Annotated in this window: 16 protein-coding genes; 8 read left to right on the forward strand and 8 right to left on the reverse strand. The window is 47.7% G+C overall.

The genetic code is table 11. The features are described from left to right. Window positions 1–6 precede the first annotated feature (6 nt). The 5 genes from DWY93_RS08080 (at window position 7) to DWY93_RS08100 (ending at window position 6430) form a co-directional block, all read left to right on the forward strand. The gene (locus tag DWY93_RS08080) at window positions 7–879 is read left to right on the forward strand and encodes a radical SAM protein (protein ID WP_117469974.1); all 873 of its coding nucleotides are present in this window, start codon (window positions 7–9) and stop codon (window positions 877–879) included. A 581-nt stretch (window positions 880–1460) separates the two neighbouring features. Beyond that, window positions 1461–3650, forward strand: a complete 2190-nt coding sequence (gene nrdD, locus DWY93_RS08085; protein WP_117469975.1) for an anaerobic ribonucleoside-triphosphate reductase — start codon at window positions 1461–1463, stop codon at window positions 3648–3650. Beyond that, on the forward strand, window positions 3650–4201 hold the full coding sequence (gene nrdG / locus DWY93_RS08090; protein WP_117469976.1) for an anaerobic ribonucleoside-triphosphate reductase activating protein: 552 nt from the start codon (window positions 3650–3652) through the stop codon (window positions 4199–4201). The genes nrdD and nrdG overlap by 1 nt, the downstream gene beginning before the upstream one ends. A 431-nt stretch (window positions 4202–4632) precedes the next feature. After that, on the forward strand, window positions 4633–5079 hold the full coding sequence (locus DWY93_RS08095; protein WP_117469977.1) for a MarR family winged helix-turn-helix transcriptional regulator: 447 nt from the start codon (window positions 4633–4635) through the stop codon (window positions 5077–5079). Next, on the forward strand, window positions 5066–6430 hold the full coding sequence (locus tag DWY93_RS08100) for an MATE family efflux transporter (RefSeq protein ID WP_117469978.1): 1365 nt from the start codon (window positions 5066–5068) through the stop codon (window positions 6428–6430). Before DWY93_RS08095 ends, DWY93_RS08100 begins: the two co-directional genes overlap by 14 nt. A 147-nt stretch (window positions 6431–6577) precedes the next feature. On the opposite strand, the gene DWY93_RS08105 is transcribed toward DWY93_RS08100, so the two are convergent. After that, window positions 6578–7348 (reverse strand): IclR family transcriptional regulator, encoded by a 771-nt coding sequence (locus DWY93_RS08105; RefSeq protein ID WP_199537912.1) that lies wholly within the window; start codon window positions 7346–7348, stop codon window positions 6578–6580. Window positions 7349–7638: 290 nt separating this feature from the next. Here DWY93_RS08105 and DWY93_RS08110 point away from each other — a divergent pair, with 290 nt between their 5' ends. Together DWY93_RS08110 and gltS are read left to right on the forward strand one after the other, a co-directional pair. Next, window positions 7639–8601: an arginase family protein gene (locus DWY93_RS08110; RefSeq protein ID WP_117469979.1), complete on the forward strand. Its 963-nt coding sequence runs from the start codon at window positions 7639–7641 to the stop codon at window positions 8599–8601. A gap of 38 nt (window positions 8602–8639) precedes the next feature. Continuing rightward, window positions 8640–9881 carry a sodium/glutamate symporter gene (gene gltS, locus DWY93_RS08115; protein ID WP_117469980.1) on the forward strand — a complete coding sequence of 414 codons (1242 nt, stop codon included), beginning with the start codon at window positions 8640–8642 and terminating at the stop codon, window positions 9879–9881. 200 nt (window positions 9882–10081) lie between these two features. Here gltS and DWY93_RS08120 read toward each other — a convergent pair whose 3' ends face one another. The 5 genes from DWY93_RS08120 to DWY93_RS08140 form a co-directional block, all read right to left on the reverse strand. Beyond that, the gene (locus DWY93_RS08120; protein ID WP_117469981.1) at window positions 10082–11326 is read right to left on the reverse strand and encodes a 3-isopropylmalate dehydratase large subunit; all 1245 of its coding nucleotides are present in this window, start codon (window positions 11324–11326) and stop codon (window positions 10082–10084) included. A 14-nt stretch (window positions 11327–11340) separates the two neighbouring features. After that, window positions 11341–11832 (reverse strand): 3-isopropylmalate dehydratase, encoded by a 492-nt coding sequence (locus tag DWY93_RS08125; RefSeq protein WP_117469982.1) that lies wholly within the window; start codon window positions 11830–11832, stop codon window positions 11341–11343. Window positions 11833–12157: 325 nt separating this feature from the next. Next, the gene (locus DWY93_RS08130) at window positions 12158–13408 is read right to left on the reverse strand and encodes a 3-isopropylmalate dehydratase large subunit (protein ID WP_117469983.1); all 1251 of its coding nucleotides are present in this window, start codon (window positions 13406–13408) and stop codon (window positions 12158–12160) included. 4 nt (window positions 13409–13412) lie between these two features. Continuing rightward, window positions 13413–13895: a 3-isopropylmalate dehydratase small subunit gene (gene leuD / locus DWY93_RS08135; protein WP_117469984.1), complete on the reverse strand. Its 483-nt coding sequence runs from the start codon at window positions 13893–13895 to the stop codon at window positions 13413–13415. Between the two features lie 312 nt (window positions 13896–14207). Continuing rightward, on the reverse strand, window positions 14208–14831 hold the full coding sequence (locus DWY93_RS08140; protein WP_117469985.1) for an MBL fold metallo-hydrolase: 624 nt from the start codon (window positions 14829–14831) through the stop codon (window positions 14208–14210). Between the two features lie 203 nt (window positions 14832–15034). Here DWY93_RS08140 and DWY93_RS08145 point away from each other — a divergent pair, with 203 nt between their 5' ends. Continuing rightward, the gene (locus DWY93_RS08145; protein ID WP_117469986.1) at window positions 15035–16177 is read left to right on the forward strand and encodes a M20 family metallopeptidase; all 1143 of its coding nucleotides are present in this window, start codon (window positions 15035–15037) and stop codon (window positions 16175–16177) included. 237 nt (window positions 16178–16414) lie between these two features. Here DWY93_RS08145 and DWY93_RS08150 read toward each other — a convergent pair whose 3' ends face one another. Further along, on the reverse strand, window positions 16415–17821 hold the full coding sequence (locus DWY93_RS08150) for a HAMP domain-containing sensor histidine kinase (protein WP_117469987.1): 1407 nt from the start codon (window positions 17819–17821) through the stop codon (window positions 16415–16417). Continuing rightward, window positions 17818–18528 carry a response regulator transcription factor gene (locus DWY93_RS08155; protein WP_015554002.1) on the reverse strand — a complete coding sequence of 237 codons (711 nt, stop codon included), beginning with the start codon at window positions 18526–18528 and terminating at the stop codon, window positions 17818–17820. Before DWY93_RS08155 ends, DWY93_RS08150 begins: the two co-directional genes overlap by 4 nt. Window positions 18529–18562: the final 34 nt, after the last annotated feature.

Below are 18562 nucleotides of genomic sequence, written 5' to 3' on the forward strand. Positions count from 1 at the left end.
GATCATATGGAATACGAAGGAACCGTATACCGCCCGCCGAGCGAGGCGAGAAGCTTAATTATTCAGGTGACTGTGGGCTGTGCCCATAACCGGTGCACCTTCTGCAACATGTACCGGGTGAAAAAATTCCGAGTGCGGACAAAAGAAGAGATCATGAAGGATCTGGACGAATGCCGCGATTATTACGGACCGTATGTCAGCCGCGTATTCTTTGCGGACGGTGATGCACTGGTGGTAAAGACAGAACTTCTTTTAGAGCTTCTGGCTTACGTCCACAAAAATTTCCCGTATGTGGAACGGATCACCTCCTATGGGACTGCAAAGGATGTTCTGGCAAAGTCCGAGGAAGATTTAAAAGCCTTAGCGGCAGCAGGACTCGAGATGGTCTATATCGGAGCAGAATCCGGCGATGACCGCGTTCTGGAGCATATCCATAAGGATGTGACGGCGGCCCAGATTGCGGCGGCGGGACAGAAATTGAAGCGCTGCGGCATCAAGACCTCTGTGACGCTGATCTCCGGCCTCGGCGGAAGAAAAGGGATCCGGGAACATGCCATCAAGTCGGCGGAGCTGATCAATCAGATGAATCCGGAGTATGCCTCCTTCCTGACATTGCGCCTCTATGAGGGGACCCAGATGAATGAGGAAGTAAAACGCGGGGAGATGGAGCTTATCACCCCGGACGAGATCGTGGAGGAAATGGAGCTGTTTTTAACACACATAGATTCTCCCGGAACGATCTTCCGGACAAACCACGCGTCCAACTATGTAGTGCTTGCGGGAACTTTTAACGAAGATATTCCGAAAATGCTGGCACAACTGGAGGACGCAAAGAAAAGACAGCGTTACCGCCTTGAAGAATGGCGCAGACATATTTAAGTAAGAAGAGCAGAGAAAACAGTCCCGCGGGCTTTCTGGACGCTTAAAACGGCAGAAAAATGGCTTGCGGGATATGCCTTTTCAGGGCTTTCCGGGACGATCCCGGAGGGGCCTCTTCTTGTAGATTGTATTCAAAAAACAACAAGATATAGTTTTGAATCATGAATTTTTCACCATATATATGGTTTTGGTATATCATATTTATATAGCAGTACTCCTTGCAATCCGGGAACAATACAGTTATAATAGAATCGTTCTCGCGTGAGTGACTAAAAATAACGTGGCGGGAACATGACATGACCGCCTTAAGAGACTCGTGGCGGCAGGTCCGACAGATCAATCATAAAATATCTAAATCAGATAAAATTTCTGTATAATTCTGAAAAAAACAAACTGTATATACAACCAAGAAAACTATCAGCAACTGAAATGTACATGCCTGAGGCCGGCCGGTAAATGCGCGGACCTGTAGGTCAGCTGTGTTTTTTAGCAGAATAGACAGAAGAGAAAAACAGGCAACGGCAGTTGTGCGTAAAACGGACAATTCTGCCAACACAATGAAATGAAACGGGGAATCAGGGATGAAGATCATCAAAAGAAACGGAGCGGAGGAAAGTTTTGACACGCTCAAGATCGTAAATGCGGTCCAGAAGGCGTGCAACGCCACAGAAAATGCCTATCTGGCACCGGAACAGCTTACGGATATTGCGGATTATGTAGAGTATAAGTGCAATAAGCTGGGACGTGCTGTGTCTGTAGAAGAGATCCAGGATATGGTCGAGAACCAGTTGATGGCGATCGGTGCTTTTGCGATCGCAAAAAATTATGTGCGCTACCGCTATGACCGCTCTCTGGTGCGGAAAGCAAATACGACGGACAACCGGATCCTGTCCCTGATCGAGTGCAACAACGAAGAGGTTATGCAGGAAAACTCCAACAAGAATCCGACCGTCAACAGCGTACAGCGTGACTATATGGCTGGAGAGGTCAGCAAGGATCTCACGAGAAGGCTTCTTCTTCCGGAAGATATTGTTGAGGCGGATAAGCAGGGAATCATCCACTTCCATGACTCCGACTATTTTGCACAGCATATGCACAACTGCGATCTTGTAAACCTGGAGGATATGCTGCAGAACGGCACCGTGATCAGCGAGACACTGATCGAGCGCCCGCACAGCTTCTCCACAGCCTGTAACATCGCGACCCAGATCATCGCGCAGGTTGCCAGCAACCAGTACGGCGGACAGAGCATCAGCCTTGCGCATCTCGCTCCGTTCGTTCAGGTATCGAGAGTGAAGATCCGTCAGGAAGTGATCGGCGAGATGAAGGATCTTGGAATTGCTGTGACAGAGGATCAGATCGATAAGCTCACGGAGGAGCGTCTCCGCAGAGAGATCACGAAGGGAATCCAGACGATCCAGTATCAGGTCGTAACACTCCTTACCACAAACGGACAGGCACCGTTCGTTACCGTTTACATGTACCTCGACGAGGCAAAGAATCCGCAGGAGAAAAAAGACCTTGCGATGATCATCGAGGAGACCTTAAAACAGAGATATCTCGGCGTTAAAAATGAAGCCGGCGTATGGATCACACCGGCATTCCCGAAGCTGATCTATGTGCTCGATGAGGACAATATCACTCCGGATGCGCCGTATTACTATTTAACAGAGCTTGCGGCAAAATGTACCGCAAAGCGCATGGTTCCGGATTATATCTCCGCGAAGAAGATGCGGGAGTTAAAGGGCGATGTGTATACATGTATGGGATGCCGTTCCTTCCTGACTCCGGACCGTTCCTACGTAAAAGGAAACCTTGCGAATGCAGGAAACTACCGGGAAGGCGAGCGCAAGTATTATGGCCGCTTCAATCAGGGCGTTGTAACGGTCAACCTCGTTGATATCGGACTCAGTGCAAGAAAAGACATGAACAGGTTCTGGGAGATCTTTGATGAGAGAATGGAACTCTGCCACCGCGCAATGCGCTGCCGCCACGAGAGATTAAAAGGAACCTTATCCGATGCGGCTCCGATCCTCTGGCAGTATGGCGCGCTTGCCCGCTTAAAGAAAGGTGAGACCATCGACAAGCTCCTGTATGACGGATATTCCACACTTTCCCTTGGCTATGCAGGCCTCTGGGAGTGTGTATACAGCTTAATCGAGAAGAAACTGACTGAGCCGGAAGGAAAGAAACTCGGTCTTGAGATCATGCAGAAGTTAAATGACTACTGCGCGAAGTGGAAAGAGGCGGAAAATATCGATTACAGCATCTACGGAACCCCGCTGGAGTCCACAACCTACTCTTTTGCGAAGAGTCTCCAGAGACGCTTCGGCATCGTAAAGGGCGTAACTGACAGAAACTACATCACAAACAGCTACCATGTACATGTAACGGAACCGATCGACGCCTTCAGTAAGTTAAAATTAGAGTCTGAATTTCAGGCACTGTCCCCGGGCGGAGCGATCAGCTACGTGGAAGTTCCGAACATGCAGGATAATATCCCGGCTGTTCTTCAGGTCATCCGCTACATCTATGACAATATCATGTACGCGGAGTTAAATACGAAGAGCGATTACTGTCAGGTATGCGGTTACGACGGCGAGATCAGGATCATCGAGGATGACGGAAAGCTCGTATGGGAATGCCCACACTGCGGAAACCGTGACCAGAGCAAGCTCAACGTTGCGAGACGTACCTGCGGATACATCGGAACACAGTTCTGGAATCAGGGCAGAACGCAGGAAATTAAGGAAAGGGTACTGCACCTGTAATGAATTACGGAGAGATCAAAACATGTGATATTGCAAACGGTGAGGGAGTCCGCGTGTCCCTCTTTGTGTCCGGCTGTACACATCACTGTAAAAATTGCTTTAATGATGTGGCGTGGGATTTCGGATACGGAAAGCCGTTTACGGAAGAGACGGAAGAAATGTTATTAAAGGCGCTGGAGCCGGATTTTGTGGATGGATTATCGCTTCTCGGTGGAGAACCCTTTGAGCCGGAGAACCAGCGGGTACTTCTTCCGTTCTTAAAGAAAGTGCGCGAGAGATTCCCAAAGAAAAATATCTGGTGCTATACCGGTTATCTTTTCGATAAAGAGCTTCTCGGTGAGAGCCGGGCGAGATGTGAGTGTACGGATGAGATGTTAAGCCTGATCGATGTCCTCGTGGACGGCGAGTTTGTTCAGGAACTTTACAGCGTGGCACTGGCATTCCGCGGTTCGGAGAACCAGAGGATTATCGATGTGAAAAAGTCTCTGGAAACAGGGGAGATCGTCTGGCATGATCTGGTGAGCCGGGGAATCTCGATGAAGTTTAATTAGAATATAAAGCTATATATAGAAAAGATCCGGCAGTTGGGTTGTTTTACGGGAATTTTTGATTCTGTAAGACAACTTGATTGTCGGATCTTTTTGATGTAATAGGAAATTCCGAAGAATTCCCTGTCACACAAAAGGCACTAACGTGCCAATGATGCGCACTTGCGCGAAGATGTAGATTGTCGCAAGCGACTGCGCGAATGTGCCAGGGTGCAAATTCCGGTCGACCTGGGGAATATGCAGCCAAGGCACCTCTTTTTTATAAAATCTGTAGTGCAGGTAAGGACATCATGTGAAGAACGAGATCTGGATATGGCACCTGGATAGGATTAGAATGCTTAGAACTGCCGCTGCTCTTGACTTTTTAAGAATAGTCCTGTATACTAATATAGTTCTAAATAGAACAGTTCACTTTTGAACCAGAGGTGATACACATGAAATTTGTTGATTTTATGGCGGACAGCCGGGATTTCTATACGGGGCTCATTGATCCGGTCTGCAAAAAATACGGGCTGACCCAGATGGAATTCAATATTCTGCTGTTTCTCGCCAACAATCCGGAGTGCGACACCGCCGCCCGGATTATCAAGAAGCGGGCTTTTACAAAGTCCCATGTTTCCATGTCTGTCCGCTCATTAGAAGAGCGCGGACTGCTCACAGGGGAATATTATGGGACGGACCGGAGGACGATCCATCTGAAACTTACAGACGCTGCTGCGCCGATGGTCTCTGATGGAAAAAACGTCCAGAAACGGGCTGCTGAGATCATCTGCCGCGGATTCTCCCCGGAAGAGCACCGGATGCTGTTCGAACTTATGAACCGGATCAATTCAAACATTTCAGATTACAGGAAAGAAGGAAAACTGCATGAACAACAGTAAAGAATTTCTTGGGACAGAGCCGATCGGAAAGCTTCTTTTCAAGCTTGCCGTTCCATCTGTCATTGCACAGATCGTCAACATGCTGTACAACATCGTTGACCGGATCTACATTGGACATATCCCGGGAAGCGGAAGTCTCGCCCTGACCGGTGTCGGCGTCTGCCTGCCGATCATTATGGTGGTCTCCGCCTTCGCGGCCCTCGTCGGCTCCGGCGGTGCGCCGAGAGCGTCGATCTTTATGGGAAAAGATGACATGGACTCTGCGGAGAAGATTCTCAGCGGCTGTTTTACGGTTCAGATCATCATTTCTGCGATCCTGACAGCAGTCTTACTGTTGTTTGGCCGCTCTATGCTCTTGACTTTTGGAGCCAGTGAAAACACCATCGACTATGCCGTTGATTACATGAGTATTTACGCTGTCGGAACGATCTTTGTCCAGATGACGTTAGGCATGAACATGTTCATCACGGCCCAGGGATTTTCAAAGACCAGTATGCTGACGGTTACCATCGGAGCTGTCTGCAACATCATTTTGGACCCGATCTTTATCTTCGGGTTTGGCATGGGCGTAAAGGGTGCGGCTCTCGCGACGATCATCTCTCAGGCGGTATCCTGCGGATGGGTTCTCGCGTTCCTGACCGGAAAGAAGACCTTCTTACGGATCAAAAAGGAGTATTTAAAGCCGGTTCCATCTATCGTTTTTCCGTGTCTTGCGCTGGGACTTTCCACATTTGTGATGCAGTCCAGTGAGAGTGTTATCTCGGTATGCTTTAACTCTTCCCTGTTAAAGTACGGCGGAGATCTGGCAGTCGGTGCCATGACGATCCTTACAAGTACGATGCAGTTTGCAATGCTGCCGCTTCAGGGAATCGGACAGGGCGCACAGCCGATCATGAGCTATAACTACGGAGCGAGAAATATCGACCGTATGAAGAAGACATTCAAGCTCCATCTCGTGATCTCCCTGATCTATTCCACGTTGTTCTGGCTCTTTGTCCAGCTTTTCCCGGCAACCTTCGCGGGAATCTTCAGCTCCGATCCAGAACTCGTTTCCTTCACTGCAGGCGCTCTGCGGATCTACTGCGGTGCGATGTTCCTCTTTGGAATCCAGCTCGCCTGCCAGATGACCTTCGTTGCCATCGGATATGCGGTATGCTCGATCATCGTGGCAGTTGTGCGTAAATTTGTGCTTCTGCTTCCGTTAATCTTCATTGTTCCGATGTTCGTCAGCAATAAAACGCTGGGCGTCTACATGGCAGAGCCGATCGCGGATGCGATCGCAGTGACATTCACGGCGATTTTGTTTTCAATTCAATTTAAAAAGGCACTTAAAAAATTAGATAAGGCATAATAATCTTATACGCATATAGAAAAATCCGATGATCAGGATAACTGCACCAGTAAAATCGTACAGTATCCGATTATCGGATTTTTATTTCAATGGAAACAGTTTGATTCAAGACTTTGCTTGTCTAGAAAATATACTGAGTAAAAGGTTTTAAAGAGCTTCCTTTCTTTTTCCATCACATTTTAATAATATATTTTTAACTGCCTGTTGCAATGAATGTACCAGAACCATATAATCTAAACCGCGTAAACGCTCAACAGGTCCGGAGTAGGTTAGTGTATAAATATGATCCGGCATAGGAAGTGGAACTGCTACGGCAGCGACTCCCTCATCTACCTCCCCTTCGGAGATACAATATCCCCGCTGCCGGATTTCTTTTACTTGATTACGCAGCTTTTCTTCCAGACCAGGATAATTTTGAATTAGACGTTCAACCAATTCATCTGATTGTGCAGCCAGCAAAGTCTTACCGGTTGCACCACAATCTAAAGGTACAATATAACCGTTTTCACTTGAAATTCCCAAATTATGATGTCCTTTTACAAGATCCACGCAAATGCCCGTATCTCCGCGCAAAGAGGAAAGCACGACGGTTTCATTGTGTAAATCACACAAGCGGCGCATTTCTTCACTGATTAGCTGGCGTGTGGTATAGTGCACAGACACGGCAGATGCAATCATTAAAATACCGCTGCCCAACCGGTATTGTCCATTGGTGCTGGATTGCTCGATCCAGCCTACAGACTGCAGTGTGCGCAAAATACGGTATACTGTTGTTTTATGCAGACCAATCGCGCGGCTGATCTCAGTTAGGCTTAAATATTCCCGGCGCTGGGAAGCATAGTAATCTAGAATTTTTGTGGCATGAAGTACCGAATTTACCATAGGTGTGGAGGATTCAATAAAATTCGTATCGCCCATAAAGATTACTCCTTTTCTGTGTCCATTTTCTGAGTGGGGTGGCACTTTGCGGTCAGCGCAGTAAAGGCGCGGACTTATTAGACAACTACTAATGTAGTTTCATTATAGTAAACTGCCTGAAAAAAGTCAATCTGATATGTACTAGAATAGAAACAGACTGTTTCACGTGAGTGTCTGTATTTCAAAATAGACAACAAAACCTTGACTTATTTCTTAGATAGCATATAATGATATCAGAAAGACACAAAAACAAAACGCGTTTCAAAATTGTGACTAATAGGAGGTTTATTATGAATGCTTTTACTGTACAAGATGCACCGTTAAATATGGCACCTACTGGTATTGCGACTTTTGCTAAAGTACCGATCTGCTATGATATTCATCACGCTAATGCAGATATCGCTATTTTGGGCGCGCCATTTGATCTGGCGATTCAGGGAAAAACAGGATGTCGCCTTGGACCGCGTGGAATCCGCAATGCATCTACCCGCTTCCGCATGAAAAAGGGCGGCAACTATGATCCTGAGCGTAATAAGAGTTATCTGGATACCGATCTGTGGCGCGTGGTAGATTGTGGTGACTGTGATTATGTTCCGGGTGATTTAACTGCTACGAATAAAAATTTGGAAGAAGCAGTTCGCATTCTGGCAAAGCAGGGGGTTATGCCTATCGTTTTAGGTGGTGACTGTTCAGTCGGTCATCAAGCTGTAAAAGGATTAGATTGTTATTCCCAACTGGACATCATCCATTTTGATTCCCATCTGGATTGGACAAAACCGCTGAATGGTCAGCCATATTTCAATGGTTCACCTATGCGAAATAATTCCACACTGCCATATGTGGAAAAAATGATTCATCTGGGCATTCGCGGTATAGGAAGCAGTGGACCTGCTGATTTTGAGGAAGCACGTGCAAATGGCGATAAAATATATTCTGTTAAGGATTATCGTCGTGTTGGAATTGAAGAAATTTTAAAGAATTTGGAAGCTGGCCGTAATACGTTTATCCATTTTGATATTGATGCTATGGACTATCCGTTATCGAAAGGTACAGGATCTCCTATGCTGGGTGGATTTACATACGATGAAGCAACTGAGATGTTGGAAGCGATTGCGAACCACTGCAATGTAGTTGGTATGGCTATGACAGAAGTTGCTCCACAGTATGATGATGAAGGTGACACTACCTGTTACACAGCGGCTCGCCTGACTTGTGATCTGATGGGGTTTGCAACGAAAGCACGTGAAAAATAAAAAACTTGTCTGCTTTACAAAAAAAGGAGGATGCGCACATGTCGTTTGAGGTCATTGATTCCCTTTTTACCATCAAGGCTGATGGTATTATGACAGTTGCCATGGCTGCTGTGATATTGCTTATCGGTTTCTTTATCAAGAGCAAGGTTAAATTTTTGGAAAAATATTGTATTCCAGCACCTGTTGTTGGCGGATTCCTGTTTATGTTTGTCACTTTTATTGGTCATGTGACGGGAACATTTGCATTTTCGTTTGACAGTATGTATCAGTCGCCATTTATGCTTGCTTTCTTTACAACAGTTGGATTGGGCGCAAGTATCAGTTTACTGAAAAAAGGTGGCATGTTACTTATTGTTTACTGGCTGATTGCGGGTATTATCTCTGCTTTTCAGAATGTGATCGGCATCGGTGTAGGCAAGCTGGTTGGATTGGAGGCTCCTTATGCATTGCTCTCTAGCGCTATTTCCATGGTAGGTGGTCATGGTGCAGCGGCTGCTTATGGCAGTACATTCGCGGATATGGGATATACAGCAGCACCTCTGGTAGGAGCGGCAGCAGCAACGTTTGGATTAATCAGTGCTGTTATGGTAGGTGGCCCAGTTGGACGGCGGTTAATTGTAAAATACAATTTAAAACCGGATGCATCTGAAAATTTCGAGAGTGATATTAATACAGTAAACGCAGCCGGAGCAGCAAAGCTGAGCAGCCTGGATGTAATAAAGAATGTGACAGCTTTACTTGTTTGCATGGCGCTGGGAACTATGGTTTCCGGTTGGATTGGAAAGCGAATCGGAATGAGCTTTCCTACTTATGTGGGCGCAATGTTTGTAGCGGTAATAGTTCGCAACCTTAATGAAAAATTTAATTTTTATAATTTCGATTTTGCGATAGTTGATGGAATCGGAGATGTTATGTTATCACTGTATCTGTCTATTGCACTGATGACGCTGAAATTGTGGGAATTAGCTGGTCTGATCGGCGGTGTTCTGGTGGTGCTGATCTGTCAGGTAGTATTCATGGTTCTTGTCAGCTACTTTGTAGTATTCCGCCTGTTAGGAAAGAACTACGATGCAGCTGTAATGTGTGCTGGTCTGTGCGGCCATGGTCTAGGTGCTACTCCATCAGCAATTGTGAACATGACTGCTGTGAATGAGCGTTATGGCATGTCCCGCCGCGCAATGATGATTGTTCCTATCGTTGGCGCATTCTTGGTTGATATTATTTATCAACCGCAGACAATTTGGTTTATTAAGACCTTCGTACAGGGGTTTGTCGGTTAAAACCTTATGAAAATGCATTTAAAAACTCTATTAGGTTTTGCACATAAGTGTTCAAATTGATTATATAACACTTACATAAAAAATCCGGTAATCGGAGATAACCGCAAAGTATCATTGCGAGATATCCTGATTACCGGATTTTTATGATTCGATATGACGAGTCTGTTTTTACTTTGTAGTTATCGTTTGTGCTGACTGGCTTATTCCGGACAAACGATCTTACCGGCCACTGCGCATGCCGCAGCCGTTCTCGGGGAGGCGAGATAGATCTGTACCTTGGATGTTCCCATACGTCCAAGGAAGTTGCGGTTGTTGGTAGCGACAACACGCTCACCGTCGGTCAGGATACCGCCCGCGCGTCCGCAGCAGAGACCGCAGCCCGGGTGGGTGATCATTGCGCCCGCTTCGGCGAGAGTCTCAAGAATTCCGAGATCAGCCGCCTGCTTGTAGATCTTCCGGCTGGCCGGAGTTACGATCAGCTTTACGAATTTTGCAACCTGTTTGCCCTTTAAAACTTCGGCGGCAGCAGCCAGATCTTCCAGACGTCCGTTTGTGCAGGAACCGATGAATACCTGGTCGATCTCTGTGCCTTCAAGTTCGCTGACATTGCGGATCTTGTCAACCTGGGACGGACATGCCATGACCGGAACGAAATCTTCCGCGTTGTATTCCATCACGCGGCAGTAAGCTGCGTCCGGATCGCCGAAAAGACTCTTCTGGTAGTCGTTTAAGGTAATATCACAGTATTCCGCCGTCTTTTCATCCGGTGTGAACAGAGCGCACTTTGCGCCTGCCTCGATCGCCATGTTGGAGATCGTCATGCGGCTCGCAACCGTCATGTTTTCAACGGCGCTTCCGGAAAATTCCAGCGCCTTGTAAGTAGCACCGTCTGCGCCGAGATCACCGATGAGACGGAGAATAATGTCCTTTGACATCACATTCTCCGGCAGTTTTCCGTTGATGACGACCTTGATCGTTTCCGGTACGCGGATCCACATGGTACCGGTTCCTAAGATACTTGCCATCTCGGTATATCCGATCCCGGAAGAGAATGCGCCGACGCAGCCGTAAGTCGTTGTGTGGCTGTCGGTACCGAATGCGATATCGCCCGGCTTTACATATCCGGCTTCAGTCATTAACTGGTGGCAAATTCCGTCGCTTCTGTGAACGTGGGTCATGCCGTACTTTTCAGCGAATGCATTTCCGATGCGGAAGTGTCTCGTGTCGTCCTGCTGGCTTGCCGGAACGAGGTGATCGTAGATCAGAACGACCTTGTCCGGATCCCACAGCTTTTTAAAGCCCATTTCTTCAAATTTTTCAGCCACGAACGGAATAAAAATGTCGTGGATCATGACGCGGTCCACATTTACGATCGCGATATCGCCCGGCTTTACGGACTTTCCGGTATTATGTTCAACGATTTTCTCAATTACTGTCTTTCCCATTGTATTCTCCCCCTTTAATCGAGACCATTCAGCTTGCGCATGGCTTTTACAAGGCCGCCAGCGCGGATAATGTCCATCAGGTTCTCAGGAAGAGACGCGATCGGGTACTCTTTTCCGTTGTAGTCGATGTGTTCGTTCATCACAACAGATACGGTGTCGCCCTCTTTGATGTCATCGTGGAGCGTCGGCTGTTCGATTAAGAGCAGGCCGTTGTTGATGGAGTTACGGAAAAAGATCCTCGCGAAGGATTTCGCGATCACGCACTGGATTCCCAGCGCTTTGATGATCTCCGGGGCCTGTTCCCTGGAAGAGCCGCAGCCGAAGTTCTTTCCGGCAACAATGATATCGCCCGGCTTGATCTGTCCTGCAAGCTCCGGGCGGAGCGGACTGAATCCGTACTGTTTCATATCGTCAATGGTTTTTAATGCAAGGTACTCGGTCGGGATGATGATGTCGGTGTCGATGTCATCGCCCAGGACCCAGACCTTTCCAGTCATTTTTTCCATGTAAATATCCTCGATTTCTATACAAATATAGTGATCATATTCAAAAATGCATATTGCCGTATCATTCTGGCAAATACCAATAAGTAATTTATCCGTAACTGTTCAGTAGGTCTGCGCACTTGCTGCGCTGACCGTAAGAAAACATAGGCTGGAAGGCAAAAATCCCATCAGCGAAGCTGATCAGGAATGGATTTTTGCACGTAACTATGAAGGTACTGAATAGTTACATTTATTCTATGTATAGGGGCATTACTGGTGGAACGACACTTCTGCCTGTATAAAAGTACAGGCAGAAGTGAAAATAGTCTTTACAAATCGGTGCAGATTATAAATCACTTGCTAATGCAATTTCGCCCTTAATAGCAGACGCCGTAACCGTCACTGCGGATCCAAGATATACCTTGGAGCTCGGATGACCTGCGCGGCCCTTAAAGTTTCTCGTACCGGTGCTGATCAGGACTTCGTTCTCGCCGATCACGCCCTGGCAGCTTCCCCAGCATACGCTGCAGTTCGGGTTCATGACGATCGCGCCGCCCTCAATAAAGGTGTCGATCAGCCCTTCCTTCAATGCCTGAAGATAAACGGTCTGACTTGCCGGAACGACAAGGAAACGAACCTTTTCTGCAACATGTCTGCCCTTTAAGATGGAAGCGCCGACTCTCAGGTCCTCGATACGTCCGTTGTTGCAGGAACCTAAGAATGCCTCGTCGATCTTCACACCGCGGACTTCCTCAGCCGGAACCAGGTTATCAACGAAGTCTGGTTTTGCCACTACCGGACGGATCTTGGAGAGGTCAAAGGTATATTCTCTTGCGTAGACTGCGTCCGGGTCGCTTGTGAAGAGTGCCTTGGGCTTTCTTCCGTGAGCTTCCAGGTATTCGATGGCTTTCTCGTCCGGCTCGAAGATACCGGTCTTGGCACCTGCCTCGACAGCCATGTTGCAAAGGACCATACGCTCGCTGATGCTTAATGTCTTAGCGCCTTCGCCGGTGAACTCCATAACCTGGTAGTTGCAGCCGTTTGCGCCGATGGTGCCGATGATGGTTAAGATCAGGTCTCTCGCGTAAACGCCTTCCGGCAGCTTTCCGACGAGGTTGAATTTTACAGTCTCCGGAACAAGAACCCAGGATTTCCCTGTCACCATGCCGTAGAGGAGGTCGGTACATCCAACTCCGGTACCGAAGGCGCCGAGAGCGCCGTAGGAACATGTGTGGCTGTCAGCGCCGAAGATCAGTTCACCCGGGCAGACGTAATTCTCCATCATGATCTGGTGGCAGACGCCCTTTCCTTCCCAGAAATCGATGTTGTTTTCCTTCGCGAAGTCGCGCATCTTCTTCTGGGACGCCGCTGTCTTCGGACAGTCAGACGGGACATTGTGGTCTACAATGAATACCATTTTTTTTGTGTCCGCGATATGCGGATGTTTTAATTTATTGCGGTACATGTCAACGGTCAGATGTGTGGTTCCGTCGTTGCTCATCATACGGTCTAATGTTACGGTATGGATATCTCCCGGTTTTACGCTCTCAACGCCGGCTGCCGCCGCGATGATCTTTTCTGCGATTGTCATTCCCATTGTCCTACTCCTCCTCACGGTTTAAAGAAGCGATCAGTCCGCCCTGATTTAAGATGTTCTGCATGTATTCCGGCAGCTTTGTGCAGGAATATGTCTTTCCATTTGCATGAGCAGTTCCGTCAGACATGGAAAGTTCCATGGTATCGCCGGTCTTTACATCATCCGGCAGGTCTTTACAGACGATAACCGGAAGTCCGATATTGATCGCATTTCTATAGAAGATCCTTGCGAAAGATTTCGCAACGACAGCCTGTACGCCGAGTGCTTTTAAAACGCCCGGAGCCTGTTCTCTGGAAGAACCGCAGCCGAAATTCTCACCGCCGACAACAAAGTCGCCTGGTTTTACTTTTTTCGGGAAATCCGGGTCGAGAGACTCGAATGTGTGCTCTTTCATCTCTTCCAGATTCGGTAAGAGCAGATATTGGGATGCAATGATCTGATCGGTATCAAGGTCATTATGAAATTTAAAGATCGTTCCTTCTGCCATGACTTTATATGTTCCTTTCTTATCTAAGAAATATTAAAAGACAGCTGCGAAGATCTAGACCGTCAGCCGCCGTAACAGTTCATGAATTCTTTCATTTCTTTATTATAACATAGGATCAGGCATAAATAAAATGGCACGTATTGATATGGCACATAACTTAAAGTTATAAAATTATAGTACTCTCCAGCGCCGGGAAAAGGACATAAAAATTGCTGCAGTTAAACTCTGTATTTGACCGGACATGACAGCTGTATTTTTACACCGCCGGTCGGATCATCACGGAAAACTGCAGCAAAAATGGAACTTATCTGGTTATTTCAGCTTCAAAACCGCCGTCTGCGGTCTCGTCTCAGCCGTCAGCACCAGTGTGTTGGAGTCGTACTCCACCACATTCCGGCAGAGTCCTGTAAATTCCTCAAGACGTCCGATCACCGGATAGCCGAAATGGTCAGAGCGGTAGTGCATCGGGATCACAACGCGGGGCGCGAGGTCATCCACCACAGCCTTCGCCTGGACCGCATCGATCGTATAATAACCGCCCACAGGGATCAGGATCGCGTCGAGATGCTTTAACAGATCCTTTTGTTCTCTGGTAAGAGGACATCCGATGTCACCCATATGGGCAATTTTAAGTCCATCTGATTCTAAAATGTGGATCCGGTTCGGTCCACGGAGGGCTCCCTGTTCCGGGTCATGCCAGGTGTCGATCTTCGTGATGGAAAACGGGTTCTTTGTCCCGCTGTGCTTTAAGGTCACTGCGTCCGTGTAACCGTGGTCACCATGTTCGTGGCTGCAGAGTATCATGTCTGCGGTGAGGGAAAGCGGAGCGAGTCCCGGTACCGTATTTGGGCCATATGGATCAAAAACAATGGAAAATCCATCTTTTTCAACGGTGAAACAGGAATGACCATTCCAGGTGATAGAAATAGAATTCATAGTTGTGTCCTCCTCTCGAGCAGTTAGAAATGATTGGTCAGATAATTATATTTTATCATGAAACGCAGGGGGATTCAATGGACGAAAAGGAAGGTTCCCATCTGTGCCAGAGTGGGAAATTTATGTGATCAGTGCTTGAGAAATCAGGAGCAACCGCGGTATAATAATGGATATAATGTCGGGAATAACAGGAGGAAATGACAATGGAGCTTACACAGGTAAAGCACGAGATTGAAACATTGGCGGAGAAATACCGGGATGAGTTTGAGGCGGTCAGTGCATACATATTTGCTCATCCGGAGCTGGCATACCATGAAATGCTGGCGCAGGATCAGCTGTGCGGGTTGCTGGAAAAGCATGGCTTTAAAGTACAGAGGGGAGCCGGCTCTCTGGAGACCGCATTTGTGGCAGAATACCGGAGCGGAAAGCCAGGAATGACCTTTGCCTTTATGTGCGAGTACGACGCTCTTCCTGAAATTGGACATGCATGCGGTCACAATCTGATTGGCACCAGCGGAGCCGGAGCCGGTGTGATATTAAAAGAGATCATGGAAAGATACGGGATCGGCGGAACCCTGAAGGTTCTTGGAACACCGGCCGAGGAAAACGGAAGCGGAAAGATCACGATGCTGGACGAAGGAATTTTCGATGGTGTGGATATGGCGCTGATCATGCATCCGAGTGATATGTCCATGGCAGATGATATCTCATTTGCAGCCGTAAATAAGACCTATACCTTCACAGGAAAACCAGCACATACCGCAGCATGTCCGTGGATGGGGGCAAGTGCGTTAAACGGAGTTCTCCAGATGTTCCATGCGGTAGATTCCCAGAGACTTCATTTTAAGGATTATACGAGGGTTCACGGAATTATCGTGGAAGGCGGAACCGTTGTGAATATTGTTCCGGAGAGAGCAGTCTGCAAATTTAATATCAGGGCGCTGGATGCGGAGTATCTGAAAGATGTGATCTCCGTGATAGACCGGTGCGCGAAAGGCGCAGCCATCTGCGCCGGTGTAGATGTGGAAATTCAGCAGAATGGCTATCTGATAAAAGATGTCCGCAACAACAGGGAACTTGTGACAGCAGTGGAAAAGAACATGGATTTCATTGGAGAACATCATATCCCCCGTGATCTGACTCAGGGAATCGGTTCCACGGATGTGGGAAATGTGACTCAGGCACTTCCGGCTGCTCAGTTTTATATCGGTGTGGGCGAAGGCTTGGGAACCCATACAGCAGCATTTGCGGACGCTGCAGGCGGAGAAGCAGGAAAACGTGCTCTCACTGCAGCAGTAAAAGTGCTGGCAATGACAGGACTTGATATGATGTCCGGCCGATCATAAAAATAACAAAGCATGAAGGTGGTTGTTCATGCGATCGGGACGAAGATGAAAGAAATCTAAGAAAACGGAAGAATCGACAGAAATAAAAATCTCTGCCCGGACACGCCGAGGTGCGTCCAGACAGAGATTTTTTGTGCACTGTGCGAAATTATAGATTGTCGCAAACGACCGCGCGAGGGGCGAGCAACAAAAAACGGACACAGAATAGATATTTCTGTGTCCGGATGTTTGGCTGTATTACAGTGCCGTCGCCTTCGGCAGCGTAAAGATAAATTCCGACCCGACCCCCTGGGTGCTGATCACATCAATATTTTCCCCATGTGCCTGTATGATCTCTTTTACGATTGCCAGACCGAGTCCTGTTCCCTTCTTATCCTTACCTCTGGAGAGATCCGACTTATAGAACCGGTCCCAGATCTTCTTGATACTCTCTTTCGGAATACCGATTCCCGTATCTTTCACGGAAATAAAGACTTTCTCGTACTTCAGCGAAGTCTGGATATAGATCACAGAGTTCTCACGGCTGAATTTGATGGCGTTGTCGATCAGATTGTAGAGCACCTGCTGGATCTTACCGAGGTCTGCATACACCATCTGGATATCCGCAGCGAAGGTGAGATCGAGAACGATATCCTTTGCATTGCAGGTTCCCTCGAAGGTTGCTGCGGTATCTTTAATAACACGATTGATATCGAAGTTGCTCCGTGTCAGGAATCCCTTGCTGTCGAGAGAGTTCAGCGTCAGCATGCCCTGAGTGAGTTTGTTTAAACGCTCTGTCTCAGAGATCAGGATACCGAGATACTTATCGTATAATTCCGGTGGGATCGTTCCGTCTTTAATCGCTTCCAGATACCCCTTGATGGATGTCAGCGGGGAGCGGAAGTCGTGGGAGACGTTGGCGATAAAGGAATGCTGATATTCCTCCATCTTATTTAATTCACTGGACATATAATTTAAGGTGTTGGCAAGATACCCCATCTCATCGGCAGAATTTACCTTGATCGTATGACTTAAATTTCCCGCCGCGTATTCCTTCGCGCCCGCAGTGATCTTTTTTAACGGGACATATACAGTCTTTGTGAACACGAGAAGAATGATCAGGGAGAGGGTGAAAACCACCAGCGCTGTAATGTATACAATGTTCAGGATCCGGTCTTTCCCATGTACGATCTGTTCGATGGGCATATGGATCACTACATAACCATATGTATTGAAGTTGCCCGTGATCGGCGCAATGACGGACAGCATCTCCTTATCAAACATGCCGAAAAATCTGCCGGTCATATACGAGCGGTTTCCCGCCACGGTGGGATCAAAACCATCGATGGCGGTGCCGATATGGGAGGCTGGGGCAGTCTCCGCAACGACGCTGCCTTTCTGGTTGATGACCCAGGCCTGTGCCTTTAAGTAGGTGGCAACGGCCTGCAGCTGCGGGTTTGCCGTGGACAGACTGATATTTTTGCCCTGATAGATATCGCTGTAGGTGGAGGCGAGAAGATTCGCCTCATCGTAGAGCGATTCAGACTTTTCTTCTAAGAGATACTGGTAGGTGATCTCCGAGGACATGGTCGCGATGAAAATGAAACCGAGAAGACCAAACACCAGATATCCGAGAAGAAACTTGGTATAAAGAGAACGGGTCATCGTCTTACCTCGAATTTATAGCCGATTCCCCAGACGGTGGACAGCGCCCAGTTCTCGTCGTCGCGGATCTTCTCGCGAAGACGTTTGATGTGGACATCAACAGTCCGGGTATCACCGATATACTCATAGCCCCAGATATGATCCAACAGCTGTTCTCGGGTAAAGACCTGATTCGGAGAGGAGGCAAGGAAGTATAAAAGTTCCAGCTCCTTCGGCGGCATATCCACAGAGTGACCTTTGTAGAGGACGGAATAGTTCGTCAGGTTGACGATGAGATTCGGATACTCCACATATTCTCCCTGCTGTTTTGTCGCAGCGGACATACTGACCGGGGCCGCCTGATAGCGGCGGAGAACAGCCTTGACTCTGGCGACAAGTTCTTTTGAATCGAAGGGCTTGATCATATAGTCATCGGCACCGAGTTCCAGACCTAAAACTTTGTCGAAGACCTCGCCCTTTGCGGACAGCATGATGATCGGTACCTGAGAGGTCGTGCGGATCTCCCGGCAGACCTGATAGCCATCCATGCCCGGCAGCATCAGGTCGAGAAGGATCAGGTTCGGCTTAAAGACCGGAACCTCCTTCAATGCGGATTCTCCGTCCCCGACGATCTTTGTATCATAACATTCTTTCATCAGGTACAGGGAAATTAACTCTGCAATATTCTCGTCATCGTCGACGATGAGAATTCTCTGTTTATCGACCATGGAGGTCTCCTCCTTCTAAAATTTATCGTAAAAA

This window comes from Clostridium sp. AF28-12 (assembly GCF_003435225.1).
In the GTDB taxonomy this organism is placed as follows: domain Bacteria; phylum Bacillota; class Clostridia; order Lachnospirales; family Lachnospiraceae; genus Pilosibacter; species Pilosibacter fragilis.